23 protein-coding genes and 2 pseudogenes are annotated in these 24,002 nt (G+C 62.0%); 14 read left to right on the top strand and 11 right to left on the bottom strand.

All coding sequences use genetic code 11. The features are described 5' to 3' along the window. Window positions 1–270: 270 nt before the first annotated feature. From AC0L25_RS00310 to AC0L25_RS00270, 9 genes are all read right to left on the bottom strand, one after another. The gene (locus AC0L25_RS00310; RefSeq protein WP_473593719.1) at window positions 271–1,254 is read right to left on the bottom strand and encodes a beta-ketoacyl-ACP synthase III; all 984 of its coding nucleotides are present in this window, start codon (window positions 1,252–1,254) and stop codon (window positions 271–273) included. Next, window positions 1,251–2,516 (bottom strand): adenosylmethionine--8-amino-7-oxononanoate transaminase, encoded by a 1,266-nt coding sequence (locus AC0L25_RS00305; protein ID WP_473491936.1) that lies wholly within the window; start codon window positions 2,514–2,516, stop codon window positions 1,251–1,253. The genes AC0L25_RS00310 and AC0L25_RS00305 overlap by 4 nt, the downstream gene beginning before the upstream one ends. Continuing rightward, on the bottom strand, window positions 2,516–3,151 hold the full coding sequence (gene bioD / locus AC0L25_RS00300) for a dethiobiotin synthase (protein ID WP_473593718.1): 636 nt from the start codon (window positions 3,149–3,151) through the stop codon (window positions 2,516–2,518). The genes AC0L25_RS00305 and bioD overlap by 1 nt, the downstream gene beginning before the upstream one ends. Beyond that, window positions 3,148–4,287, bottom strand: a complete 1,140-nt coding sequence (locus tag AC0L25_RS00295) for an 8-amino-7-oxononanoate synthase (protein ID WP_473491934.1) — start codon at window positions 4,285–4,287, stop codon at window positions 3,148–3,150. Before AC0L25_RS00295 ends, bioD begins: the two co-directional genes overlap by 4 nt. Then, window positions 4,284–5,294 carry a biotin synthase BioB gene (gene bioB / locus AC0L25_RS00290; protein WP_473593717.1) on the bottom strand — a complete coding sequence of 337 codons (1,011 nt, stop codon included), beginning with the start codon at window positions 5,292–5,294 and terminating at the stop codon, window positions 4,284–4,286. Before bioB ends, AC0L25_RS00295 begins: the two co-directional genes overlap by 4 nt. A gap of 183 nt (window positions 5,295–5,477) precedes the next feature. After that, window positions 5,478–6,365 carry a carboxylating nicotinate-nucleotide diphosphorylase gene (gene nadC, locus AC0L25_RS00285; protein WP_473593716.1) on the bottom strand — a complete coding sequence of 296 codons (888 nt, stop codon included), beginning with the start codon at window positions 6,363–6,365 and terminating at the stop codon, window positions 5,478–5,480. Next, entirely contained in the window at window positions 6,362–7,909 is a 1,548-nt protein-coding gene (locus AC0L25_RS00280) for an L-aspartate oxidase (protein WP_473593715.1), read from the bottom strand. Before AC0L25_RS00280 ends, nadC begins: the two co-directional genes overlap by 4 nt. After that, a complete protein-coding gene (gene nadA, locus AC0L25_RS00275; RefSeq protein ID WP_473593714.1) occupies window positions 7,906–8,880 on the bottom strand; it encodes a quinolinate synthase NadA in 975 nt (324 codons plus the stop codon). Before nadA ends, AC0L25_RS00280 begins: the two co-directional genes overlap by 4 nt. Before the next feature lie 65 nt (window positions 8,881–8,945). After that, window positions 8,946–9,908, bottom strand: a complete 963-nt coding sequence (locus AC0L25_RS00270; protein WP_473491928.1) for an NUDIX hydrolase — start codon at window positions 9,906–9,908, stop codon at window positions 8,946–8,948. 173 nt (window positions 9,909–10,081) lie between these two features. On the opposite strand from AC0L25_RS00270, the gene panB reads away from it, so the two are divergent. The 4 genes and pseudogenes from panB to AC0L25_RS00250 all read left to right on the top strand — a co-directional run bounded on the left by panB (window position 10,082) and on the right by AC0L25_RS00250 (window position 13,374). Further along, window positions 10,082–10,918, top strand: a complete 837-nt coding sequence (gene panB / locus AC0L25_RS00265; RefSeq protein ID WP_473593713.1) for a 3-methyl-2-oxobutanoate hydroxymethyltransferase — start codon at window positions 10,082–10,084, stop codon at window positions 10,916–10,918. Further along, window positions 10,915–11,812 (top strand): annotated as a pseudogene (gene panC, locus AC0L25_RS00260) (pantoate--beta-alanine ligase). The gene panB and the pseudogene panC overlap by 4 nt, the downstream one beginning before the upstream one ends. A gap of 111 nt (window positions 11,813–11,923) precedes the next feature. Continuing rightward, on the top strand, window positions 11,924–12,649 hold the full coding sequence (locus AC0L25_RS00255; RefSeq protein ID WP_473491925.1) for a LuxR family transcriptional regulator: 726 nt from the start codon (window positions 11,924–11,926) through the stop codon (window positions 12,647–12,649). 95 nt (window positions 12,650–12,744) lie between these two features. Beyond that, window positions 12,745–13,374, top strand: coding sequence for an acyl-homoserine-lactone synthase (locus tag AC0L25_RS00250; protein ID WP_473491923.1), 630 nt, complete (start codon window positions 12,745–12,747; stop codon window positions 13,372–13,374). A 741-nt stretch (window positions 13,375–14,115) separates the two neighbouring features. Here the strand turns inward: AC0L25_RS00250 and AC0L25_RS00245 are convergent. After that, complete coding sequence (locus AC0L25_RS00245) at window positions 14,116–14,406, bottom strand: hypothetical protein (protein ID WP_473491921.1); 291 nt, start codon at window positions 14,404–14,406, stop codon at window positions 14,116–14,118. A 3-nt stretch (window positions 14,407–14,409) separates the two neighbouring features. Next, entirely contained in the window at window positions 14,410–14,799 is a 390-nt protein-coding gene (locus AC0L25_RS00240) for a hypothetical protein (protein ID WP_473586349.1), read from the bottom strand. 423 nt (window positions 14,800–15,222) lie between these two features. Between AC0L25_RS00240 and queC the strand changes: the two genes are divergently transcribed. From queC to AC0L25_RS00190, 10 genes and pseudogenes are all read left to right on the top strand, one after another. After that, entirely contained in the window at window positions 15,223–15,921 is a 699-nt protein-coding gene (queC, locus tag AC0L25_RS00235; RefSeq protein WP_473523870.1) for a 7-cyano-7-deazaguanine synthase QueC, read from the top strand. Continuing rightward, window positions 15,921–16,277, top strand: a complete 357-nt coding sequence (queD, locus tag AC0L25_RS00230) for a 6-carboxytetrahydropterin synthase QueD (RefSeq protein WP_065010611.1) — start codon at window positions 15,921–15,923, stop codon at window positions 16,275–16,277. Before queC ends, queD begins: the two co-directional genes overlap by 1 nt. After that, window positions 16,274–17,008, top strand: a complete 735-nt coding sequence (queE, locus tag AC0L25_RS00225) for a 7-carboxy-7-deazaguanine synthase QueE (RefSeq protein WP_473593712.1) — start codon at window positions 16,274–16,276, stop codon at window positions 17,006–17,008. The genes queD and queE overlap by 4 nt, the downstream gene beginning before the upstream one ends. A 717-nt stretch (window positions 17,009–17,725) precedes the next feature. After that, window positions 17,726–18,985 (top strand): glycosyltransferase family 9 protein, encoded by a 1,260-nt coding sequence (locus AC0L25_RS00220; protein ID WP_473593711.1) that lies wholly within the window; start codon window positions 17,726–17,728, stop codon window positions 18,983–18,985. A gap of 422 nt (window positions 18,986–19,407) precedes the next feature. Continuing rightward, window positions 19,408–20,422 (top strand): annotated as a pseudogene (locus tag AC0L25_RS00215) (cation:dicarboxylate symporter family transporter); the annotation flags it as partial. Between the two features lie 291 nt (window positions 20,423–20,713). Continuing rightward, entirely contained in the window at window positions 20,714–21,430 is a 717-nt protein-coding gene (locus tag AC0L25_RS00210) for a DsbA family protein (RefSeq protein WP_473593710.1), read from the top strand. A 398-nt stretch (window positions 21,431–21,828) separates the two neighbouring features. Continuing rightward, window positions 21,829–22,815 carry an ArdC family protein gene (locus AC0L25_RS00205; RefSeq protein ID WP_473593709.1) on the top strand — a complete coding sequence of 329 codons (987 nt, stop codon included), beginning with the start codon at window positions 21,829–21,831 and terminating at the stop codon, window positions 22,813–22,815. 145 nt (window positions 22,816–22,960) lie between these two features. Further along, window positions 22,961–23,380 carry a DUF2958 domain-containing protein gene (locus AC0L25_RS00200; RefSeq protein WP_473593708.1) on the top strand — a complete coding sequence of 140 codons (420 nt, stop codon included), beginning with the start codon at window positions 22,961–22,963 and terminating at the stop codon, window positions 23,378–23,380. Between the two features lie 128 nt (window positions 23,381–23,508). Next, complete coding sequence (locus AC0L25_RS00195; protein WP_473593707.1) at window positions 23,509–23,748, top strand: hypothetical protein; 240 nt, start codon at window positions 23,509–23,511, stop codon at window positions 23,746–23,748. A 40-nt stretch (window positions 23,749–23,788) separates the two neighbouring features. Next, window positions 23,789–23,923 carry a hypothetical protein gene (locus AC0L25_RS00190; protein WP_473593706.1) on the top strand — a complete coding sequence of 45 codons (135 nt, stop codon included), beginning with the start codon at window positions 23,789–23,791 and terminating at the stop codon, window positions 23,921–23,923. Window positions 23,924–24,002 lie beyond the last annotated feature (79 nt).

Genomic DNA, 24,002 nt, shown 5'->3' with positions numbered 1-24,002 from the left:
TTACGATGTTGACCAATAAGGGCCGACATATCGAGGATGACTTCATCGCAATGAGGAGTTGGATACCTCCGCTCTCCTGGACTGGCGCCAACCACTCCTCGCCCAGCAAAGTAGCGTTGCCGATCGTCCTGCTCGAGAAATCGTCTGCAGGGTTTTCGATCTCGCGTCATCAAACCAGTGCCCATGCAGCTTGCCGGCGACTATTTTTTCGCATTGGGCCCGTTTTGCTAGTGTCATTCGTGACAAATCCTGTGCATGGCCGTCGTACCGCTAAATTCCGAGGATGAGGGCGCCTCCGGTGAGGCCGGCACCCGCCGCGGCAAGGAGAATCTTTTCGCCCGCCCGAAACGGCTGCGTCCGATGGGCGAGCGACAGCGAGAGCGGGATGGTCGCGGCGGAAGAGTTGCCGTACTCGGCGATCGTCTTGACGATTGCCTGATCCGCTATTCCGAGGTTCCTCCCGACCACATCGAAAATCCGAGCATTGGCCTGATGCGGCACGAAACGATCAATGTCTTGCGGCAGCATTCGGGCAGAAGTGAGCGCGTCCTGCGAGCAGGCCGTCATCATGTCCACGGCCTTGCTGAACACTTCACGGCCGTTGGCGATCGTCATGCGGGTCTGCCCGAGGTCCATGCCGCCGTGGAACGGTGTGTTGCTTCCTCCGGCGGGAATCTGGATCAGCCCGTAGCGCGAGCCGTCCGAAGCCAACGCGGCGCCGAGAATGCCCCGATCCGGGTCATCGCACGGGGCAATCACCATGGCGCCGGCGGCGTCGGCAAACAGCACGGCACTGGCGCGCTCCGCCGGATTGATGCGGCGGCTGAGGATGTTGGCGGCGATGACAAGGCTCGCCTTCCCGTGCAGACGGGTGAAGCTGTCGGCGAACATCAGCGCATAGATGAAGCCGGCGCAGGCGCCGGTCAGATCGACCGCGCCGGCGCAGCTGAGCCCCAGCCGATGCGCGACCAGCGGCGCGCTGGGCGGCAAAAGGTGATCGGGTGTCGAGGTGGCAAGCAGCAAAAGACCGATGTCGCCACGGTCGATGCCGGCATTCGCCAGCGCCATGTCGCCGGCGTGCGCGGCAAGACCCGACAGCGTGTCTTGGTCCGTTGCCCAGAAGCGCGAGCGTATCCCGGTCCGCTGCTCGATCCAGCCGGGCTCAAGCCCGAGACGGATTTCGATTTCCGGATTCTCGACCTTGCGCGACGGCGCATCATGACCCAAGCCGAGAATGGTCGACGATCTCTTCATGGCCGGGAACCGAAGCGTTCGCCGGCCTCCTCGATGGCATCATAGAGCCTGTCCAGCTCGTTGCCGGTGATGCAGTAGGGCGGCAGAAGATAAAGGACATTGCCGAGCGGGCGCACCAACAGGCCGCGTTCGAGAAAAAAGGCGCGCAGTTTTGGCCCGATCTCGGCCAGATAGCCGGCTGAGCCGGCGCGCAGATCGAGAGCTGCGATCGTGCCGGTCGCCCGGCAATCTGTGAACTTGGTATTGTTGCGAAAGCGTCGAAGCCCGACGGCCAGCCCGGCACTCAAGGCCGCAATCCGCTCGGCCACCGGCTCGTCCCGCCAGATCTCGATATTGGCAAATGCTGCCGCGCAAGCGATCGGATTGGCGGTATAGGAACTCGAGTGGAAAAAGGTCTTCTTCCGGTCCTCGCAATAGTGGGCCCGGAAGATGGTGTCGGTGGCAAGCGTGGCCGCCAGCGGGATTGCGCCGCCAGTCAAGCCCTTCGAGGTGCACAGGATATCAGGAGAAATCGATGCCTGGTCGCAGGCGAACATGGTTCCGGTGCGCCCCCAGCCGGTCATCACCTCGTCGGCGATCAGCAGCGTGCCGGAGGCCTCAGTGATCTTTTTCAATTCGGCCAGAACCCAGGCCGGATACATCAGCATGCCGCCGGCGCCGAGCACCAGCGGCTCGAGGATCAGCGCGGCGGCGCGGCGGTCGCGAGAGAAAGCCTCGTATCTATCCAGCGTTTCCTGCTCGCGCCCTGCGGCCGGAAACGGAATGGTGTCGACCTCGAACAGCAGGGGTTCGTAGGCGGCGTTGAACACGCCGCGGGCTCCGACGCTCATCGTGCCGATCGTGTCGCCATGATAGCTGTGTTCCATGACGACGATGCGCGAACGCGGCGCGCCGATATTGCGGTAATAGCCGAGCGCCATCTTCAGCGCGACTTCGACGGACGTGGATCCACTGTCGGAATAGAAGACCCAGTCGAGGCCTGCCGGCACTATTTCGATCAGCGCCGAGGCTAATTGCTCTGCCGGCTGATGGGTGAGACCGGCGAAGATCACCTGGTCGAGCATCTCAGTCGCATTCCGGATTGCTTCCATGATCCGTGGATGGCGGTGCCCGTGGGTGACCACCCACCAGGAGGAGATTGCATCGAGGATATGCCTTCCGTCATTCGTCTCTAGCCAAACCCCTTCCGTGCGGACAACGGACGGCATGGCCGGCTCGATCGCGTGCTGGGTGAATGGATGCCAGACCGGCGACCGCGACATCATTCGCCTCCGGCAATCTTGGCGAGGTCGAAGCCGGCAAACATCGCCTTCCGCAGAGTTTCGCGCGTCAACGGAACGAGGTGTGGCAGCCTGCCGAGCTGACGCACCGCGCCGAATTCGGTGATTGTCCTTTGCGTATCGGCTACCTCTTCGCCGATGAAGGCGATGCCGATCAGCGGGATGGAGCGAGCCCGCAGGGCTTCGATCGACAGCAGAGTGTGGTTGATCGTGCCGAGCTCGGTGCGGGCGCACAGAATGACCGGCAGCCGCCATTCAGCGAAGATGTCAATAAATCTTGTCTGTCGGTTGATCGGCACCATCAGTCCGCCAGCGCCTTCGATGACGAGCGGTGTCGGCAGGACCGGAAATGCAAGATCGGCAGCCTCAATCGAGACGCCGTCGATTTCGGCTGAACGATGCGGCGACAGCGGGCGCTTCAAGCGGTGAGCTTCCGGCAGCACGCGCCCTGACGGCAGGCCGGCGAGCCGTTCAACCGCCTCACTGTCGGTCTCCTCATCGAGACCAGATTGCACCGGCTTCCAGTAAAAGCCGTCGAGCAGCCCGGCCAGCCCAGCCGAGAACACGGTCTTGCCTATTCCGGTGTCTGTTCCGGTGACGACGATACGCGTGGTCATGCCGTGGCCAACACCTCGACGAGCGTCTCGACCATGGCCGAAATGTCAGGCTTGCCGACATTCAGCGTCAGCGAAATGCGCAGCCGAGACGTGCCCTCCGGCACGGTCGGCGGGCGAATGCCGCGTATGTCGAAGCCGCGGGCCTGCAATGCCGCCGCCATCAACATGGTGCGGCTGACGTCGCCAATGACAAGTGGCTGGATCTGCGAGCCGCTGCGCGCCACGCCACAGCGCTCGGCCAGTTGGCGGCCCGCGAAGGCAACGTACTCGTGCAGCTGAACGCGGCGCATCGGCTCGTCGACCAGGATTGCGAGCGCTTCGCGCGCCGCCACCGCCATTAGCGGCGATGGCGCGGTGGCGTAGATAAAGGGCCGGCAGCGGTTGACAATATAGTCGCACAGCACTCCCGGCCCAGTGACGAGTGCGCCGGATGCGCCGAGCGCCTTGCCGCATGTGTGGAGCGCGACAATGTTGTCGCGGCCCTCGAAAGCGGCGGCCAGCCCCCGGCCGTCCGGTCCCCAGACGCCGGTGGCATGCGCCTCGTCGACCACTATGAATGCCTCGTACCGATCGGCAAGCGCGACCAGGCTCTCCATCGGAGCGCAGTCGCCATCCATGCTGTACAGGCCTTCGACTGCGATCCAGATATGCCCCATGCCACCTTCGGCGCGCCAGCGCCTGATCGCGTCCTCAAAAGCATCTATGTCGTTGTGCGTGGCCGGCCTGAACTCGGCGCGTCCAGCCCGCGCCCCTTCATGCATGCTGGCATGCGCGAGTTCGTCGAGGATCAGCAGGTCACCCTTTCGCGGCAGGGCGCTCAGCAGGGCGAAGTTGGCGATGTAGCCGCTGCCGAAGAACAGCGCCCGCTCGGCCCCGAAGAACGCCGCCGCATCTGCCTCCAATGCCTCATGCTCCGGCGCGTTGCCGCGCAGGAGCCGCGATCCGGTAGCGCCGACCGGGGTGCCCCCCTCGATTGCCGCCGCGACTGCATCGCCAAGTCTCTTCGAGGCAGCAAGCCCGAGATAATCGTTGGACGAGAAGTCGAGCCCGGCGCGCGGCGCCAGTGTCCGCAGCCGGCCCTTGCGTGCCAGACCCTGCAAGGTTGCTTCATAGCGGGCAAGCGGCGGCTCGTTCATCTTGCCTCGCGTGGCATCGGCTCAATGCCGAGACGCCTGAATAGACGATTATCCTTGTCCTCGCCGGGATTGTCCGCCGTCAGCAGCATGTCGCCGACAAAGATCGAATTGGCGCCGGCAAACAAGCACAGCGCCTGCGTTTCGTCGCTCATCGCCGTCCTGCCGGCGGAGAGCCTTACATAGGACTTCGGCATCATGATGCGGGCGAGCGCAATGGTGCGGACGAAATCGATCGGATCGATGGGCTCGGCCTCGGCAAGCGGCGTGCCTTCGATGGGGATGAGCATGTTGATCGGCACGCTTTCCGGCGGCTCGGGCAGGTTCGCCAGTGTGACCAGCATGTCGATGCGATCGGCCTTTTCCTCTCCCATCCCGACAATGCCGCCGCAGCAGACCTTCATGCCAACCTCGCGCACGTGCCCAAGTGTTTCCAGCCGGTCGGCAAAGGTCCTGGTTGAAACAACCTCGCCGTAATAGCGCTCGGACGTGTCGATGTTGTGGTTGTAGTAGTCGAGACCGGCCGCCTTCAGGCGCTGCGCCTGACTGAGGTCCAGCATTCCGAGCGTCATGCACGTCTCCATGCCGAGCGCCTTCACGCCCTCGATCATGGCGACCACGGAGCCCATGTCGCGTTCCTTCGGACTGCGCCATGCGGCGCCCATGCAATAGCGGGTGGCGCCGGCGTCCCGCGCCTTGATCGCTTCGGCAATGACACGCTCCACCTCCATCAGCTTGGACGCCCTCAGGCCGGTTTCGTAATGCGTAGACTGGCTGCAATAGCCGCAATCCTCCGGGCATCCGCCGGTCTTGATGCTGAGCAGCCGCGACAGCTGCACCCGGTTGCGATCGAAGTTCTGGCGGTGGATTGTCTGAGCCAGGAAGAGCAGGTCATTGAACGGCATCCCGTGGATAGCCTCGGCCTCTTTGCGGTTCCATCGGGCTAGTGACCCCTCGATCGATTGCATGGCTTGCTTCACGTCGCACTCCGAGTTCGTTCCAATCCTCATCGTCAAAAGCTTTGTCGCTGGTCCGACAGCACGTGCAGGAGTCAGTCGACCCTCCTCGGGTTCGCTACGATCGTCGATCAGCCCGATGAGCCTGAACCAGTTGAAGGGTGCGCCGCACAAAGATGCAGGCTCGCATGGAGCAGTTCCTGCGTCGGCGCGCTCCAGCGGAGGGGGGAATGCTTTTCATTCCATCTCCATCAGTTCAAGCGCGCGCCGATGCGCCGGCATATCCAGGCCGATGTCGAGGATGGGCGCGCTGTGTGTCAGCCATCCGACTGAGATGAGGTCGACCCCCGTCGCAGCAATCGACGGAGCCGTTTTCGGGGTCACCCGACCGGAAGCCTCGGTGATGGCGCGGCCACCGACGATTGCCACGGCGCGGGCAAGGTCCTCAACCGACATATTGTCGAGCAGCACTGCGTCGACTCCCAGTGTGAGCGCTGTATCGAGCTGCTCAAGGGTCTCGACCTCGACCTCGATCTTCACCATGTGGCCTGCGGCGGCGCGCGCCCGCTCTATTGCCGTGCGAATGTCGCCGGCGATCGCGATGTGGTTGTCCTTGATCAGCACGGCGTCGTCGAGCCCGAAGCGGTGATTGGCGCCGCCGCCGACGCGTACCGCATATTTCTCCAGCGCGCGCAGGCCGGGCGTGGTCTTTCGCGTGCACACGATCTTCGCCTTGTGGCCACGCACGGCCTCGACCATCGCCGCTGTGGCAGTGGCGATGCCGCTCAGGCGGCACAGAAAATTGAGCGCCGTGCGCTCGGCCGTGAGCAGGCCTCGCGCCGGTCCGCACAACTTGGCGATAGTCTCGCCCGCCGCGACATCGCTGCCGTCAGCTCGCCAGATGTGCATGTCGATCGCAGGCTCGACGAGCATGAAGGCGAAGGCGGCCAGATCGAGACCGGCAACGATGCCCATCTGTCGCGACTTGAGCACCAAGGTGGCCGTGCGATCACGCGGGATCACGGCGTCGCTGGTCAGATCACCGCATCTGCCCAGGTCTTCGAGAAGAGCACCGCGCACGATCGGCTCGATCAGGGTTGAGGGAAGGGGTGAGAACGAATTCATGTCAGGGTGCTCCGTATCGGCGCCCGCCAGCTGAGTGCGACGGCGGTCTGTATTGCGCTGCACAGTGTCAGCCGTGACTGGCGTGCATCTGCATCGCGTCCGGGGAAATCGGAACGATAGTGCGAGCCGCGGCTCTCTTCGCGCCGCAGGGCCGCAATGGCGATCATCAGCGCGACCAAGGCGGGGTCGGAGGCAGCGCTGTCGTGAGCTGCGATCGGCAACAGGGTCGCCACCCCGTCGCGTAGCGTCTCGCTATCGCGGATGATGCCGAGCGCGGCCGAGACGATTGGGCGGATGCCGGAGGCGTCTGGCCGTCGAGGCACGAATGCGGAACACACGCGCGGACGCCGGGTGTGTGATACGTCGGCGACGCTTTCAGCAACCCAGCTCGCTGTGACCGCCGCTTCGATAAGCGAGTTGCTGGCGAGTCGGTTCGCGCCGTGCAGACCGGTGCATGCGACCTCGCCACATGCCCACAATCCCTCGATGGAGCTGCGGCCGGCAGCGTCTACAGCGACACCGCCCATGTGATAATGTGCCGCCGGGCGCACCGGGATCGGGTCGGTCGCGGGATCGATGCCGGCCTGGTGGCACAAATCGGCGATCGCCGGAAAGCGCTTGTCAAATCTGAGGCCGAGACATTGCCTTGCGTCCAGGAACACACGGCGTCCGACAGCGAGCTGATGCCAAACCGCGCGCGCAACCACGTCGCGAGGCGCAAGCTCGCCCCCGGGGGTTTCAGCGAGGAAACGCTCTCCTTGCTCGTCGATGAGCACAGCACCCTCGCCGCGCACCGCTTCGCTCACCAGCGGCATCGGCCGCCGCGGACCCTCGAGGGCGGTCGGGTGGAACTGCACGAATTCCAGGTCGGCGAACTCCGCCCCGGCACAGGCGGCGAGCGCGAGCCCCTGTCCACATGAGCCAGGAGGGTTTGTCGTATCGCTAAACAAGCCGCCGATGCCGCCGGTCGCCAGGACCGCGCGGCGCGTTGGCAAGGCGATTGCGCCCGTGCACCCGGCCGCGACCACGGCGATAATCGCCCCGTCTTCCACGACAAGCCGGCGGGCCTCCACGTTTTCCAGGATAGTGATGGAGGCTGTGCGCCGTGCCGCGGCGATCAGCGCGCGGACCAGCTCGCGACCGGTGGCATCGCCCGCCGCATGCACGATCCGCCGCTGCGAGTGCGCCGCCTCAAGCCCGAGCCGCAACGCGCCGTCAGCGCGTCGATCGAATGCGACACCGAACCGCTCTAGAGTCCTGATCGCTTCAGGTGCAGCTCGGACCGTTCGCCGCACAGTCGTCAAGTCGCAGAGACCGTCGCCGGCCGCGACGGTGTCACAAAGATGAAGTTCGGGACTGTCCTCGCCGCCGACACTTGCCGCAAGACCGCCTTGGGCGAGCTCGCTGCAGGCTCCGGTTCCCAGCCCCGCATTGGACAGAAGCACAACCGGTTCCGGCGCCAGATGAAGCGCCGTCATCAGGCCTGCCACACCGGCGCCGATGATGACCGGCGCCCCGCCGATGTCATGAACGTCGAGGCTCATATGGAAAGCATACGCTCGACCGAGCGGCGCGCGCGCCCTGCAATCCCGGGATCGATCCGAACCTCATGCCGGTTCTCCTCGAGTGCGACGCGAATGTTAGCCAGCGTGATGCGCTTCATGTGCGGACAGAGATTGCAGGGGCGGACGAACTCGACGTCGGGATGCGCGATCGCGATATTGTCGCTCATCGAACATTCCGTCATCAACACTACGCGGGGTGGTTTTTCCCGCTCGACATAATCCGACATGGCCGCGGTGGAACCCGAAAAATCCGCCTCTGTGACAACGTCCGGGGGGCATTCGGGATGGGCCAGCACGATGACACCCGGATGTGCGGCGCGCAGTTCGCGAATATCGGCCGGGGTGAAGCGCTCATGCACCTCGCAACGACCCTTCCAGGCGATGATCCCAACCTTCGTCTCGGCGGCGACGTTCTTGGCGAGATATTCGTCGGGCAGCATGATCACACGCGGCGCGCCGAGCGATTCCACCACCCCCTTTGCGTTGCCCGAGGTGCAGCAGATGTCGGACTCGGCTTTCACAGCGGCGGAGGTGTTGACATAGGTGACAATGGGCACGCCGGGATAACTCTGTCGCATCAGCCGCACGTCTTGTGCCGTGATCGAATCGGCCAGCGAGCACCCAGCGCCGAGGTCGGGGATAAGCACGGTCTTTTTCGGATTAAGCAGCTTGGCCGTCTCGGCCATGAAATGCACGCCGGCAACGACGATGACTTGCGCCTCGACTGTCACAGCCTTGCGGGCCAGCGCCAGGCTGTCGCCGACAATGTCTGCGACGCAATGGTAGATCTCGGGCGTCTGATAGTTGTGCGCCAGGATGATGGCATTGCGCTCGCGCTTGAGCGCAAGGATGGCTTCGATATCGTCCACGAAAGACGGCCATTCAATCGGCGGGATCACGCGCCGGACGCGCTCGTAGAGGAACGCGGCCGTAGGCAGCACGGCGCTCATTGATGCCCCCGCTTATACTCTAGTTGAAGATAACCGGCATATACTTGCCGTGAGTATAAGGGATGTCAACCCCGCGCCAGCGGCAATTTTGTCCCGGCGACGGCCCTTTCGTCGAGAACGGCGTGGCGGAAGCGGTAGAGCTTCGCCGGCCGACCACCGGTCTCCGCAGTGGTCTCGCCGGTCTCCTCGACCAGTTCCTGTTGCTCGATCAGGCGGCGAAAGTTCGGCTTGTGGATGAGCCTGCCGGCGAGCGCCTCCACGGTTCGCTGCAGCTGCAGTAGCGTAAAGGTCGGTCGCATAAGCTCAAAGACGACGGGCCGGTATTTGATCTTGGAGCGCAGCCGCGCAATGCCCGTTGCCACGATACGGCGATGATCAGCGACCATGGATTTGCTCGGCACCAGGGGAAGCGGCGTCTCCCGTCCTCTTCCGGCCTCTTGGACCAGGCCTGCTTCATAAAGTAACTCATATCGCTGAAGCACGAGCTCCTCATTCCAATAACGGTCGTCGAAGCCAAAGGCGATCGCCGCCCGCTGCCGGCGTTCGCGTCGCGTGGCCGCGTCGCTCGCTCCGTCTGCCCAACCGATCAAGCGTGGTCGCACAACATCCAGCACCACCGGCGGGGTGCCGGAGCGGTGGTCCTCCCATGGAAAATAGTCGTACCAGCTTTGCCAGCCGCACTTGCATGAGCCCGTTGCCTGTTCTTTGCTGGTCAAAGCGAGATAGCTGATGGAGATGACGCGCTGCTGGCGTTCGGCGCCGATTCGGTCCCGATCGGCGAAGGTGTAAAGCTGCTCGATGTACCCCAAGGGCTGCCCGGTCTGCTGCTCGACCCACCCCCTCAAACCGGATTGCGGCGACCGGTGCTCAAGCGCAAAAGGTCCGGACGGCAGGGTGTCAGCCTGGCCAATGGTTAGGAGACAGGGGTCACTTTCATTTACGGCCACGACGACGGCGATCAGGTCCACTTTGACTTGGTCCGCCTTGCCGGCTTTGTCTTTCCTGGTTCCTGTTGCCTGATCGTCCATGTTCGTGAAACTGGTTGACCCGAGCCCGGGAGCCTTAATCGATTTAATGTAAGCGAGGCTGTCCGCACGTCAACACCGCACAGCTGCATCCCCATTTTTAGCTCTTCGCACTTGCACAAAAATGTGCCAAACGCGACACCCGCGGCGGGTAACGCAAGGGAAGGAGGGATGGGTTGAGCGCAGCTGGTGATCGAAAGGGAATTGCACCGCTGGATGTTCGGATGCGGAAAGGCCAGACTCCACTCGTCTGCCTGACGGCATATACCACGCCGATCGCCAGTTTGGCCGATCGACACTGCGACATCGTTCTCGTCGGCGACAGCGTCGGCATGGTCCTGCACGGCCTCTCGTCGACGCTGAGCGTCACTCTCGACATGATGATCATGCACGGCCAGGCGGTGCGCCGCGGTCTGGTGCGAGCATTGATGGTCGTAGACCTGCCATTCGGTTCCTATGAAGAAAGCCCCGAGCAGGCCTTCCGCAACGCTGCGCGCCTGATGGCGGAGACCGGTTGTGCAGCGGTGAAGCTCGAGGGGGGGCAGACCATGGCCGAGACGATCCGCTTCCTCGCCGCGCGCGGCGTGCCTGTCATGGCCCATGTCGGCTTGACGCCGCAGGCGGTCAATACTCTCGGCGGCTACCGCGTCCAGGGGCGGGGAGACGATGCCGAGCGCATCAGGCGCGACGCCGGTGCGGTCACGGAAGCCGGCGCTTTCTCGGTGGTTCTGGAGAAAGTGCCCGAGCCGCTCGCACGGCGCATCACTGCGGAGATCGCCGTCCCCACAATCGGCATCGGCGCCTCGCCGGCCTGCGACGGCCAGATTTTGGTCAGCGATGATATGCTTGGGCTTTTCGGCTCTTTCCGGCCGAAATTCGTCAAACGCTACACCGAACTAGGCAACCAGGCCGATGCGGCGATCGCGGCTTATGCCGCCGACGTGAGGGAACGGCGCTTTCCGGCAGCCGAACATCTCTACGCCAACGAGACGAAGGCCGGAGACGTCACATGAGCGTGCCGATCGTTCGAACCGTTGCCGAACTCCGCGCTGTTGCCGCGGGATGGCGTCGCTCAGGCGCCCGTGTCGCCGTTGTGCCGACCATGGGAGCCTTGCATGAAGGCCATCTGAGTCTCGTGCGGGCCGCGCTTCAGAAGGCCGAGCGGGTAGTCGTGACGCTGTTCGTCAATCCCAAGCAGTTCAACAGTGCCGCCGACCTTGCCGCCTATCCTCGGACGGAAAACGAAGATGCTGCCAAGCTCGTGCCGACAGGCGCACATCTGCTCTATGTACCGGATGCAGACGAGATGTATCCAGCGGGCTTCGCCACGGCCGTTTCGGTGTCCACTCTCAGCGAGGGCGTGCGGCGCCTTCCGGCCCGGCCATTTCGATGGCGTGGCGACGGTCGTGGCCAAGCTCTTCCTGCAGACCGGCGCTGACTTCGCCTTCTTTGGCGAAAAGGATTTCCAGCAGCTTCAGCTTGTCAGGCGCTTGGTCCGGGACCTTGACATCCCGATCACGGTGATCGCATGTCCGACAGTCCGCGAAACCGATGGTCTTGCACTATCGTCGCGCAATAGCCGGCTCTCGCCAGCAGAACGCGCCATTGCCCCAAAGCTGGCTTCGGTCTTGCTCGAGACGGCTGAGCGGCTTGCGCGTGGCTCTCCTGTCCTGCCCATGCTTGATGAAGCGCGTGCAACAATTCTGGCGACAGGCTATCGCGAGGTCGAGTACCTGGAACTTCGCGGCGAAACAGACCTGCAGCCGCTAGCAAGGCTTGACCGGCCAGCACGCTTGCTTGTCGCGGCTTGGCTCGGCGACACGCGGCTCATCGATAACGTCTCAACATCCCCGGCTGGTAAGCGGCCAGGTGCACGGGGTTCGCTTCACCGGGAAGCAGCAAAGTAATGCCGGCGATGATGGCGACCAAATCGTCCGCGTCGCATCGATGCAGAGTCGTTTAGACCCAGGTTTCCGCCTGGCATCGAGCAACATTCGAGGAGGTCGCGCAAAGGGCTGATGTATCGCGTGTTCGAAAACTTCGTCGAGCAACTCTCTGCAAGCGTCGATGCGGTCGACCTCCATGAGGCGATGGCGTCCGCCGCAGCCGGCTTCGACTTTCCGCTCTTCGCCTATTTCAGTTACCCGTCGGTCTCCGGCCAGACGCCGCGATTGATTTCAAATTATCCTTCATCCTGGACATCGCACTATCTGCAACTGCGCTACCACAGCCATGATCCGGTGATCCTGCGCGGGCTGCAAGGCTGGGATACTTTTGATTGGGGCGTGGATCGACCCCGCCAGTGTCTGCCGGCCTCGCAGCAAGAAATCCTGGAAAAAGCAGCTCACTTTGGCATTCGCGGCGGATTGACCATGTCCATGCATGACCATCGCGGCCGGTTTGCGGCGCTGACCTTCGCTTCCGACCAGTCCCGTCCGCCTCTCTTGCGGTCACTCACTCGCTACGAAAAAGCATTGCAGCTGGTCGCAATCAACTTTCATATACATGCCCGGCGCCAGCTCGCCGAAGATTGCGTGGTGGATGGCATAACGCTGACCCCGCGGGAGTTCGAATCCCTGAAATGGGCGGCGCGCGGTAAGTCCGCCTGGGATATCAGCCAGATCCTCGGCGTCTCGAAACGCACCGTGACCTTCCATCTGGAAAACGCCAAGGCAAAGCTTGGCGTGCGAACCATAAACCAGGGCATAGCGCGGCTGACTGCTTCCCGTCAGTGGAGATCCTGACCTCCTTTTGTTGGAAAGCTGTAAAGGTCTACAGGCTGCATCAATGTCGGCTTTGCTCTTCGATAGCGGGAACACATCCTGCACGGAGGCGACAGATGATGCAGCTGATAACACCTGAACTCTACGGCGAGTTTCCAAACGAGCTCAACGAAATGCACGGGCTCAGGCATCGGGTCTTCAAGGAAAGGCTGGATTGGGAAGTTCAGACCGAAAGCGAGATGGAAACAGACGCATTTGACAGCCTGAACCCCGTCTATCTGCTTCTCAAGGGATCCGACTGGCGAATTTGCGGTTGCGTCCGTCTTTTACCGACTACCGGACCGACAATGTTGCGCGATACCTTTCCGATGCTGCTGGGTGAGACTGCGGCGCCCGCGAGTGCCCGCATTTGGGAGAGCAGTCGTTTCGCACTCGATCTCCCTCCATCAGCGCCTAAGTCTGGCGGACTGGCGCAAGCAACATACGAGCTCTTCGCCGGCATGATCGAATTCGGCTTGGCGAATAATCTCACTCGGATTGTGACAGTGACCGATACGCGCATGGAACGGATCCTGCGTCTCGCAACGTGGCCGTTGACGCGCATCGGACAGCCGAAGCCGGTTGGTAACACGGAGGCGGTCGCCGGTTTTCTCGAGATTTCCCACGCTAGCCTCAAGCGCATCCGCTGGAGGGGACGTCTGAACGGACCTGTATTATGGCAACCGGTTCTCGGCCTGTCGGCGTAGCGCTTAACGATGCTCAGCCTGACCAATGCTCCTGCCGGCGGGCGCTACGCACGGTTGATATGCTGGCCGGACGGCGTAGTGCGAAGCTTACGACTATTCCGGTCGATTCCCCCGCACGACCTGGGCCCAGGAAGTTTTTAGGTGCAATCCGCAATTCCGGCGTTACCACGCCAAATGGCGCGCCCCGCCGCAGACACCCGAGTTTTTGGACGCCGTAAAACCCCGGATTTCTTACGCCGCAAAAAAGCAGCAACTCAGGGATCGTTCACAGAGCGGCCAAGTCCTGCACCGCTGGACGATTGCTCCTCTCAGCGGTGCCTTCTGGTACCAAAAAAGCCCCGGCGCTGGGTCGATGCGCCGGGGCTTTGGGCACGTACGAGCTACACCAACATGTCCGCTTATGAACGTGCGCTAACAAAGTGAACGAATGGTGAATCGCGCAATAGCTCGCCGAACGGGGTTCGTATTCATGCTCCCATCTAAGAAGTGCTGGCATGGTCAACGCTGCCGTAGGCCTAAGAGCGACGCGTCGCGGCGATGTCGGCCATGCCGTCCCTTTAGTTGTGTGCGTCATGTTCTGCAAAGATGGCGTGGCATTAGCGGTGACGTTGGCGTGTCCGCCGCGCAGCCCCCGTGTTAGCGGAGCGGCGGACATGGCGGGCCGCGTCTCAGGCGGCCAGTGCCCTCAGGTTCTCTTTCTTGTGCTCGCGCAGATGATCCATGTTGAGGTAGCGGGTCGCCTCAAGCCAGTTCTCGTGGATCTCCACTGATTGCGCGATTTTCCTGCTCGATTAACTGCAGAAGCGCGGCGTAACCGCCAAGCAGGCGCACCGGCGGAATATTTTCGCGCAATCCCTGTAACGTGAAGGAGAAGGTAACTAATGAGCGCGGCTCGTGCACGTGAGGTATATTTGAACGTGTGCAGCAGATCGTTGCGCTCTCCCCGGACACATCCGCGCGCCACAGAGCCTCGGTGGCCGGCCGCTCGGACGCGCAGGTGGAGCCAAAAATCCGCAGATGCATTCCGGTCATATGCTAGCTGCCAAGCATATGACCGGCATTTCGCAAGGCGCCTAGGAAGAGACCGGCATGGACGGTGACATCGATCTTGGCCTGCATTGACAGGGGCATGCTGGCCCAGTTCTCCAATGGCGAAATGAAATGTGAGAAAGTGCCATTGACCATGCAAGAGCGGGTAACAAGGCCTTGTCTGTCCAACGCGACCACGCCCGTCTGGTCGGCTCGATATCGGATGGCTGCGATCCGCTGGACCTCCGAGTCACCATCGACCCGCACGTCGAAAACCAGGACACCGTGGCTCCTCGTGGCTATCTCTGCGGCCTTTTCGTTGAAGCTTAGGGAGAGTGAGCGGACGCTTTCGACCGCCATCTGGAAAATCGCCAAATCCAGTTCATCCAACGCCATGTAGGCTATTGCGCGCAATATAGGGGTGATTGCAACGGCGGATTCGTGTTCCAGATCGAACTGATCCTGAAGCGGGGCGCGCGCACTGTCCTTGAATTTGGGCTTCTGCACTCCCGCCGTTAACGAACTCCGTTCCTTCCTCGTTATTCGCCAATTTCGCGTGTGGCTTATGCAAGCATCCGTAACGCAGATTTGGATAGGTCAGCTTCTTTCCCAGCAATGCCTCGAGTCGCTTCGCATTTGTCCTTCTGAGCATATGCTTGGGTTTGGACATCCATGAAAGAGCCCGCTGTTGGCGCCCGGTGCGCCACGGCACGTCAGCGATCAGACTCCACCGGGTTCACAAAGTTGACTCGCTGGGGTAGGGGGAGCGCAGAGAAATCTCCGGTCGCAGCCTTACCCGGTCAAAACAAGGATACCACGATGAAGACTCTCGTCATCTGCTCCGGCGGATTGGACTCCGTTTCCCTTGCTCACAGCGTGGCAGCGGAGCACGAGCTCGCCGGCCTCCTGTCTTTCGATTACGGCCAACGGCACAGGAAAGAATTGGGCTTCGCCGCTCTCTGCGCGGAGCGACTGAACACTACGCACCAGATCATCAACATCCCCGAAATCGGCCGCGGCCTTTCCGGCTCAGCGCTCACCGATAATTTCGACGTGCCGGACGGCCACTACGCCGAAGACACGATGAAGATCACGGTAGTGCCGAACCGGAACGCCATCATGTTGGCAATTGCCTTCGGTCTCGCCACCGCGCACAAGGCCGAAGCGGTGGCGATGGCCGTCCATGGTGGGGACCATTTCATCTATCCAGATTGCCGTCCGGCCTTCATCGAAGCTTTCCAGATGATGCAAGACCGCGCGCTGGAAGGCTACGCAGAGATTCGCCTTTACACGCCTTACGTCAACCTCACGAAGGGCCACATCGTCCGGGATGGAGCAAGACACGGAACGCCATTTGCGGAGACCTGGTCGTGTTACAAGGGCGGCGAGCGTCACTGCGGACGGTGCGGGACCTGCGTGGAGCGGCGCGAGGCGTTTCATCTCGCGGGGCACGCTGATCCTACCGACTACCAAGACCCTGTCTTCTGGCTCGAGGCGCTGCGGAGGAGAAGCGCCTGATGTTCCGCATCACCAAGGAATTCCACTTCTCGGCCTCGCACCAGCTCACCTCTTTGCCGCCGGATCATCAGTGCGCGCGCCTGCACGGGCATAACTACATCGTCGAAGTGGAACTTTCGGCGAAGGATCTGGACGCGCACGGCTTCGTGCGCGACTATCACGATCTGGCGCCGCTCAAACGCTATATCGACGAGAGCCTCGACCATCGGCACCTCAACGAGGTGCTGGGACATGAGCAAGTCACGGCGGAATACTTGGCCAGACATTTCTATGAATGGTGCAAGGCACGTCTGCCGGAAACCGCGGCCGTGCGGGTGAGCGAAACCCCGAAAACCTGGGCGGAATACCGGCCGTGACGGACACGCGTCCCGCAATCCGTGTGAGCGAGATATTTGGGCCCACGATCCAGGGCGAGGGAGTGCTCATCGGTTTGCCTACAGTCTTCATCAGAACCGGCGGGTGTGACTACCGGTGCTCCTGGTGCGACAGCCTCCATGCGGTGGACAGTCAATTCCGCCACCAATGGGAGATGATGCCAATCGATGCGGTGTGGCAAAGCGTCGTTGGGCTTTCCGGTGGCCGGCCAGTGATGGTGTCGCTGTCAGGCGGCAATCCGGCCATTCAGCCCTTCGGTGCGCTGATCGAGCGAGGCCATGGTGAAGGTTACCGTTTTGCGCTGGAAACCCAAGGTTCGGTGGTCAGCGACTGGTTTGCGGATCTTGATGTGCTGGTTCTCAGCCCAAAGCCGCCGTCAAGCGAAATGAGTACCGATTGGGCTGCATTCCAGGCGTGCATAGAAGCGGCGCAGCAGAAGCCGCAAATCGTGCTCAAGCTCGTTGTTTTCGACGAGAATGACTACGCCTACGCCAAAGACGCCGCGGCGCGATTTCCGCACCTTCCGGTCTATCTGCAACCCGGCAATCACACGCCACCGCGCCCTGGCAATGAAGACGCACCTGTCGACCTGGACGGAATAATAAAGCGCATGGAGTGGCTTGTGGAAAAGGTGACACACGACAGGTGGTTCGAAGCACGCGTGTTACCGCAGTTGCACGTTTTGCTCTGGGGAAACAGGAGAGGCGTCTAGTCGCGCCTGTGCGGGAAATGCGCCGCCATTTGGCGGCGCTGCCGGGTACTTCCTGAGGTGCTCGATGCCGAGATGGTGCTGGGCGCTTCGAAAGTGAGCGCGCACCGGAGCGGCTAGGCTACCGCTCCGCTGTATTGTGGCCGCAAACTTGGCAGCCATCTATCCATGGCGTGGAAGGGCTTCATCGAAACAAACGATTTTCTCAACCTTCCGGAATCTCGCATTGACCTCAGCACCGGCACGCATCGACCGTCCCTGCCTCTGTCGCGTGAAAAGGGACCCGAAAGGGGAAAATCTTTGCATGAGCTCAGACGTGCGCTGGAATTGTCCTGGGAATGAGTTGCAGCCAGGCCGACGATTTCGAATAGTCCGACCTCTCTTTCTTAGCGGAGTCTTCCCCTCTCAGAACCGTTGAACGGCCGGCGTCACCTACCCCTAACTCATTCAGGCCAGTCCGCACCTGCCTCTTCCCGCAAAGAAATTCGTCAGCCCATTTTTCCGCCCGTCATTGCCGTCGCTGGTCGGCAAAGCTTCCGGACTGACCGGGGCTGACGCCGGAACTCCTCTTTCACTCGCAGCCGCGAACACTGCAAATCACCAGTCGTTTCAGAGTCGTTTGCCGCGTTAATTTGTTCACGCGGATAAGACGGCAAGCAATCCAACCTACACAGACATAACTGGGCTAGCAGTGTTATACGTATAACCTTCGGAATGGCAATGGGATACTTTACAAAGCGCGACGGCAATCAAATTATATACCGCAGCTGGGAGGAGTCGGAACAGTCAAGCGCCAAGATGAGAATTTTGGCGCTTAAGCTTGATCGTGTCGGGGACTTTTGGATGTCTCTAGCGCCCCTGATGGACCTGCGTCAGCGCTTTGCGCAAGCCCACATTACGCTGGTGGTCGGAAGCTGGAACATCGACACTGCAAAACAGTTCAACCTCGCCGACGATTACGTTGCTTTTGACTTCTTTCCTCGCAACCCGAAGGTCGATACCCGCAAGAAAGCGGCCGACATACGGCCGCTGCTGACCGGCGAGTTTGATCTTGCCATTGATATGCGTGTCCCGGATGAGACAAGGCCCATTTTGCTCGAAGTCCCCGCCAGGCATCGTGCGGCGATAGTTGATCCTTACGGAATGCATCAGATCGATATTGCGATAGCGCCATTCGATCTGAAATTGCGCAGAACCATCCTCTACAAGCTGGCCCAAAAAATAGGGATCGCCGACAAATTCCCTCGCACATGGCTTGATTGGTTCGTTGACCGTAAGCAGATACGTCTCCAGCATGTGTCGGAAATTCTCCTCTTTCTGGTCGCAAAGACAGCGGCCTGTTTCGACGCAGAAAGTGAAGCCGGCCGCCGACAGAGTTCGACAGAAGGCAAGTCCCCGATCGTCGTGGCTCCGTTTTCGAATTCCAGCCTGCGCGATTGGCCGATCGAAAACTTTGGCAAACTTGTCGCTGCTCTTTCTACCCGTCGTGAGGTGATCCTCGTCGGCCGTGGCGAAAGCCGGGAAGCGCTTGAGGAGGTCGCGATGACAGCTCGCGACCGTGGGGCCGCGGAGATTCGAACGGCTGTCGACTTGTCAGAATTGGAATTCAATCATCTCATGAATTCGGCCGCGCTCGTGGTGTCGAACAATTCAGGCACTGGGCATGTCGCTGCCCAGCTTGGCCGCCCTACTGTGGGAATTTTCACCGCGTCACATCTACCGGAAATTTGGGGTTTCCGTGGTCCACTGGTCAGCATGCTTATGAGCGTTATTGAATGTCGGGGATGTGGTCTGGACAAAGTGCGGCGCTGTCCGGTCAAAGTCCGCTGCAAGTTCGACATCACGCCCGATCTGGTGATTGCCGAGGTAGACGCCTTGATGAATTATTGTAAGGGGCGGGACAGACTTATTGTGGCTCGCGGGCGGTGCGGCCAGAACGACGATCGCGCGCGAAGAGGCAGCTCAGGGCCCATGCCGTAACCCGGCCGGTCGATTACTCCATCTGTGGAGCGCCAGACTATACGGATCGCGATAGTGATCGCCTGTTCACAGCGGTGTTTGATATCCGACAGGCTCAGCCGACTGGGCGATGGCTTGGACATAGCCATAGCCAGATGTTGACCATCTAGATCCCGATCGCAGCCACCAAGGCAAACAGGTTGCCTCGACGACCTTTCGGCCGCTGCCAGGCCGCATGTCCGCCGACGGTCTGCCCTTGTTTTTAAGAGAGCACGCGCCTGCGGCGAATGCGGCACTGCGTGAGAGGTCCTGCGCGTTATCGCGCCGCCGCTGCTTGGCACGGCGCTTGCGCCCGAGATGGCAGCAGCGTTCGACCGGAGCGCCGCTAGTGAGAGGGCTTGAAGCGAGGAAGAGCCCGCCCCGATCCGGCAGGGAGAGAAACGGTGTTGCCTCCACAAGTCCACAGCGCGAACGCCGGGCCTCGTAAGCCCCATATTGCGCGGCTTTACGTTCAGGTGCTTGCCGCCGTCGCCCTTGGCGTCGCTGTTGGCTTTTTATATCCGGGGACCGGAGAGGCTCTGCAGCCGCTCGGCGATGCTTTCATTAAGCTCGTAAAGATCATCACCGCGCCTGTCATCTTCCTGACAATTGCAACCGGCATCGGCGGCATGAACGATCTCAAGAAGGTCGGCCGGGTCGCCGGCAAGGCAATGATCTATTTCCTCACCTTCTCGAGCCTCGCATTGATTGTCGGTCTCATTGTCGCAAATGTCGTTCAGCCAGGTGCCGGCCTCAACATCAATCCAGCCTCGCTCGATGTCCAGGCCGTGAAGGGCTATGCGGCGAAGATCCACGAGCAGTTCGTGACCGGCTTGCTGATGCCGTCAATCGTTGGTGCCTTCGCCGAAGGCGACATCCTGCAGGTCCTGTTCTTCTCGGTGCTGTTCGGCATCGCTCTGGCGATGGTCGGCGACACGGGCAAGCCTGTGCTTTCTTTGCTTCAGGCGCTCCTCGCGCCGGTGTTCAAGTTGGTCGGCATTCTGATGAGGGCCGCGCCCGTTGAAGGGGCGAGCGCCAGGCGTTCGGTCGTGGGCCTCGGCATCCCGGCCGGTTATTCATTCAATCTGCACGGCACCAATATCTACATGACGCTGGCCCCCCTCTTCCTCGCCCAGGCGACGAACACGGATCTGTCGATCGGCGGTCGGATCCTGCTGCTCTTCGTCGCCTTGCTCTCTTCGAAGGGAACAACTCGCATTACCGGTGCGGGCCTCCTCACGTTGGCTGCGGCGCTCTTTGTCGTTCCGACCGCCCCAGCTGCCGGCGCGACGCTTATTCTTCGCGTCGACCACTTTGTGTCGGAGTGCCGTGTGCTGACCATTTTTCTCGGCAACGCAGTGGGAAGGCTCGTTGTCGCCCGGAGCAGGCGAGCCGGATGATGGACAATTGGCAAAGGCTCTCACGAGCGGGTCCTTCGGCGCTCGGGCTTTGAAGGGCAGATCGCCCGGCGTGATGACCAGTGGTCTCGGCTGGCAACTCGCGAACGCCGCTCAGCTATTGCAGTCAGCCCATTGGAGCGAAGCCGTCATAAAGCAACCGCCAGATGGCGCCGGCATCGACATTGTGAGCCCCCCCCGCGACTGCCGATACTGCGGGAACTGCCGGGCACGCGATCCAAAGCGACGACCAACTTTCACGCCAAAAGGCCAGCCGTTTCTGCCCCGTTAACGGCTGATTGGAGCCCGACCCATGTCAAAGCAAAACGCCGTCCTTGTCGCCGTAATCGGTTTTTTAGTCCTCGCCCTGTCCGTGCTGGGAACGCTAAGGCGACAGCCAGATAGGTTGACGACCTGCAACGGCTCGGAGATGAACGCCTTGCTCGCGGCGGACTTGAGGAGACTCATTCCGCAGCATCGCGACGAACTCCTCAACGACCTCGCCTCGCCAGTCGCCGGCAATCCGCAGGGCGACGTCCCCCTGGTCTCATTCCTCGACTACAACTGCCCGCTGTGCAAGGAAATGGACCTCATTCTCCAGCAAGCCCTCAAGCATGATCCCAATCTGAGGATTGTGCGTAAACAGCTCCCGGTCCTGGGACCCGCTTCCGAATTCGCCGCGCGTGCGGCGCTCGCCTCCCACAAACAGGGCAAATATGAGGCGTTCAATCGCGCCCTTTTTGCTTTTCCCGGCTTGGTGAACCAAAGAACTACCCTAGTCATTGCGGCACGTGTCGGCCTCGATGTTGAGCAGCTCAAGCGGGATATGGACGGCCCGGCCATCACCGAAGCCATCGCACGCGATCGCGCGCTCGCGAACGAGCTGTACATCACCGGCACGCCGGCGTTGGTGGTCGGCGACGAAGTGATAGCCGGGGTGGTAGAGACGGCCGGGCTGCGAAGCTGCATCGCCGATGTGCGCGCAAACGCCAAGGTTCAGTCTTCCACAGCTGCAAAATGGGCATTTTGACCGCATCAACTGCTCTCGGGACCAGAGTCCTGAGCGCCCGCGCGCCTGAAGGCGCGCGCCGGGTGCTCGTGCACCGAGCCCGCTTTTCTTCGACAGGCTCAGGCGGTCTCGGCCATCCGGCTTCGCCCCCTGACGCCGGCAGCCTGTCGGCTGCTGACGGTCGCCGGCCAGCCGCCGGCGTCGATTTTTGTGGTGGCCTTCCCCGGTGGCACGGGGTGGGCGGCACTCCCTTCTAGGCCAGCCGCGGCATCCCGCAACCCTCCGCTTGCCGCTCCGGGTCCTCCTCTTCGTTCCGGTCCTTCGGATGCGGTCCGCCTTCTACGGCGGGCCTTTCCGGTCGCTTTCGCCGCCCACCCCGCTTCCGGGGAGGGCGCGATTGGCGAATGGAGGACCAGACAATGCGTGCAAACAACAAGCGTTCCGGCAGCCGAGGGGCTGGCGCGGGCAAGGGCGGGCGCTCAGGCGCCAGCCTCTATCAGGAAATCACAGACCGCATCATTGCCGAACTGGAGCGGGGCACGGTGCCATGGGTCAAGCCGTGGGGCAGGGCAAAAGCGATCCTAGGCCTGCCCAGCAACGCTGCCACCGGACGCGCCTATTCCGGCATCAACATCCTTATCCTGTGGGGCGCGGTCGTCGAGTGCTCATACCCCAGCCAGAACTGGCTCACTTTCCGGCAGGCGCTTTCCCTTGGCGGCAATGTCAGGAAGGGCGAACACGGCACCACCATCGTGCATGCCGATCGCTTTGTCCCAAAGGACGAGAAGGAACGGGCCAAGGCCGATGGCGATGAGCCGCAGGCCGTGCCTTTTTTGAAGCGCTTCACCGTCTTCAATGTCGCGCAGTGCGATAACCTGCCCGAACATCTCTATGCCGCCGCCGAACCGCTGCCCGCGCGCCAGATCGTCCCGCAAGCCGAGGCGCTCATTCATGCAAGTGGTGCTGATTTTCGCATTGGCGGCGATCGCGCTTTCTACATGCCGGGCAGCGACACCATCCAGGTGCCGCCCCAGCCGGCTTTCTTCCACCAGATCGACTACTACCGCACCTGCTTTCACGAGCTTGGCCACTGGACCGGCCACCCGACGCGACTCGCGCGCGACCTGTCAGGCTCATTCGGCTCCAGAACCTATGCGCGCGAGGAACTGGTCGCCGAAATCGCAGCGGCTTTCGTCTGCAGCAGTCTCGGCATTGAGCCGACGGTGCGCCACGCCGACTATATCGGCTCATGGCTGAAGGTGCTGCGCGAGGACAATCGCGCCATTTTCCGCGCCGCCAGTCATGCCTCGAAAGCCGCCGATTTCCTGCTCGGCCTCAATGCGGACGTCGAAGGTGAGGCGCATGCCGAGATCGAAGGTGAGGCGCATGCCGAGATCGCCGCGTGAGCGCGATCCATCGCCATGCGCGAGCGCCTTGCGCCTCTGACGGCGCGCCGATGCGCGCCCGCGCGCGGCGCACCAGCCGCTCGTATCCGCCTGTTTCAAAAAGCCGCACTCAATCAGCCCGAACCGTCTTGAAGGGAATTCCGCAATGATCCTGATCACCGATGAACTGCGCGCCCGGCTCCTCGCCAACGGCGCTGCCGACACCGAAACCGACCACGCACCGGTCGTGAAACTGTTCGATCCGGCCGGTCCTGCGATCTGGCTCCTGACCGAACTCGATGTAGACGGCGACACGCTGTTCGGCCTTTGCGACCTCGGCTTCGGCTTCCCTGAACTCGGCAGCGTCAGCCTTGCCGAACTCGAATCCATCAAGGGTCCGCTCGGACTGGGCATCGAGCGCGACCTTTATTTCATAGCGCGTTTTCCGCTGTCCGTTTATGCGGAGGCCGCGCGCAGCGCCGGCCAGATCACCGAAGTCGAGCGGCTTCTGCGGCAGGCAGCGGAAGCACTTGCCAAATCCCATTCCGAGCTTCCGCCAGACGCGGCGGAGCCAGAGCGCCGCTAGGCGCAAACCCGTCCCCGCCGCATCGGCCTTCGGTCTCCCCGGCGGGGACAATCGCACCCCAAACGAAGGAGAAAGACAGGAAGCTTGCCCATATTCCGCTCGACCGACTGAATATTTCCGGCCTCAACATGCGCCACGGAAAACGCGCGCCCGACCTGTCCGACATTCTGCCGTCCGTCCGCGCGCGCGGCGTCCTCGTGCCGCTTCTGGTGCGGCCCAACGGCTCGCCGGAAAGCTTCGAGATCGTCGCCGGACGGCGCGCTATTTCGCCGCGAAATCGCTCGCCGACGAGTGAAGTACAGCCGATCCCTTGCCCTGCGCCATCATGGAGGCTGGCGAGGACGCCGATGCCCTCGAAGCCTCGTTGATCGAGAACGTCGCCCGCCTCGACTCCGACGAAGTGTCGCAATGGGAGACGTTCTCACGGCTGATCAGAGAGGCGTGCGCTTGGGGCTGCTCGACCGTCCGAGCGAAGCACTTCGCCTGATGGTGGCGCATGCGACAGCCGGTTCCGGCCTGTGGCAGGTTCGCCGCGAACCGTAGCGCGCTTGCAGCGAGCTCGTGGCCGCAAGCCTCGCCGGAAGCAGGGCGGAAGCCGCGTTCGCCGAAAAACGGCGCGAGG

Source organism: Mesorhizobium sp. WSM4813, from assembly GCF_055811555.1.
Note: the sequence above shows the minus strand (reverse complement) of the source record. Positions and strands in the feature narration are given on the sequence as shown.

Coding starts and splice junctions, on each gene's coding strand:
- AC0L25_RS00310 (WP_473593719.1), bottom strand. CDS start 1,254: ATGAAGAGATCGTCGACCATTCTCGGCTTGGGTCATGATGCGCCGTCG.
- AC0L25_RS00305 (WP_473491936.1), bottom strand. CDS start 2,516: ATGTCGCGGTCGCCGGTCTGGCATCCATTCACCCAGCACGCGATCGAG.
- bioD (WP_473593718.1), bottom strand. CDS start 3,151: ATGACCACGCGTATCGTCGTCACCGGAACAGACACCGGAATAGGCAAG.
- AC0L25_RS00295 (WP_473491934.1), bottom strand. CDS start 4,287: ATGAACGAGCCGCCGCTTGCCCGCTATGAAGCAACCTTGCAGGGTCTG.
- bioB (WP_473593717.1), bottom strand. CDS start 5,294: ATGAGGATTGGAACGAACTCGGAGTGCGACGTGAAGCAAGCCATGCAA.
- nadC (WP_473593716.1), bottom strand. CDS start 6,365: ATGAATTCGTTCTCACCCCTTCCCTCAACCCTGATCGAGCCGATCGTG.
- AC0L25_RS00280 (WP_473593715.1), bottom strand. CDS start 7,909: ATGAGCCTCGACGTTCATGACATCGGCGGGGCGCCGGTCATCATCGGC.
- nadA (WP_473593714.1), bottom strand. CDS start 8,880: ATGAGCGCCGTGCTGCCTACGGCCGCGTTCCTCTACGAGCGCGTCCGG.
- AC0L25_RS00270 (WP_473491928.1), bottom strand. CDS start 9,908: ATGGACGATCAGGCAACAGGAACCAGGAAAGACAAAGCCGGCAAGGCG.
- AC0L25_RS00255 (WP_473491925.1), top strand. CDS start 11,924: ATGTATCGCGTGTTCGAAAACTTCGTCGAGCAACTCTCTGCAAGCGTC.
- AC0L25_RS00250 (WP_473491923.1), top strand. CDS start 12,745: ATGATGCAGCTGATAACACCTGAACTCTACGGCGAGTTTCCAAACGAG.
- AC0L25_RS00245 (WP_473491921.1), bottom strand. CDS start 14,406: ATGACCGGAATGCATCTGCGGATTTTTGGCTCCACCTGCGCGTCCGAG.
- AC0L25_RS00240 (WP_473586349.1), bottom strand. CDS start 14,799: ATGGCGTTGGATGAACTGGATTTGGCGATTTTCCAGATGGCGGTCGAA.
- queC (WP_473523870.1), top strand. CDS start 15,223: ATGAAGACTCTCGTCATCTGCTCCGGCGGATTGGACTCCGTTTCCCTT.
- queD (WP_065010611.1), top strand. CDS start 15,921: ATGTTCCGCATCACCAAGGAATTCCACTTCTCGGCCTCGCACCAGCTC.
- AC0L25_RS00220 (WP_473593711.1), top strand. CDS start 17,726: ATGGGATACTTTACAAAGCGCGACGGCAATCAAATTATATACCGCAGC.
- AC0L25_RS00210 (WP_473593710.1), top strand. CDS start 20,714: ATGTCAAAGCAAAACGCCGTCCTTGTCGCCGTAATCGGTTTTTTAGTC.
- AC0L25_RS00205 (WP_473593709.1), top strand. CDS start 21,829: ATGCGTGCAAACAACAAGCGTTCCGGCAGCCGAGGGGCTGGCGCGGGC.
- AC0L25_RS00200 (WP_473593708.1), top strand. CDS start 22,961: ATGATCCTGATCACCGATGAACTGCGCGCCCGGCTCCTCGCCAACGGC.
- AC0L25_RS00195 (WP_473593707.1), top strand. CDS start 23,509: ATGCGCCACGGAAAACGCGCGCCCGACCTGTCCGACATTCTGCCGTCC.
- AC0L25_RS00190 (WP_473593706.1), top strand. CDS start 23,789: ATGGGAGACGTTCTCACGGCTGATCAGAGAGGCGTGCGCTTGGGGCTG.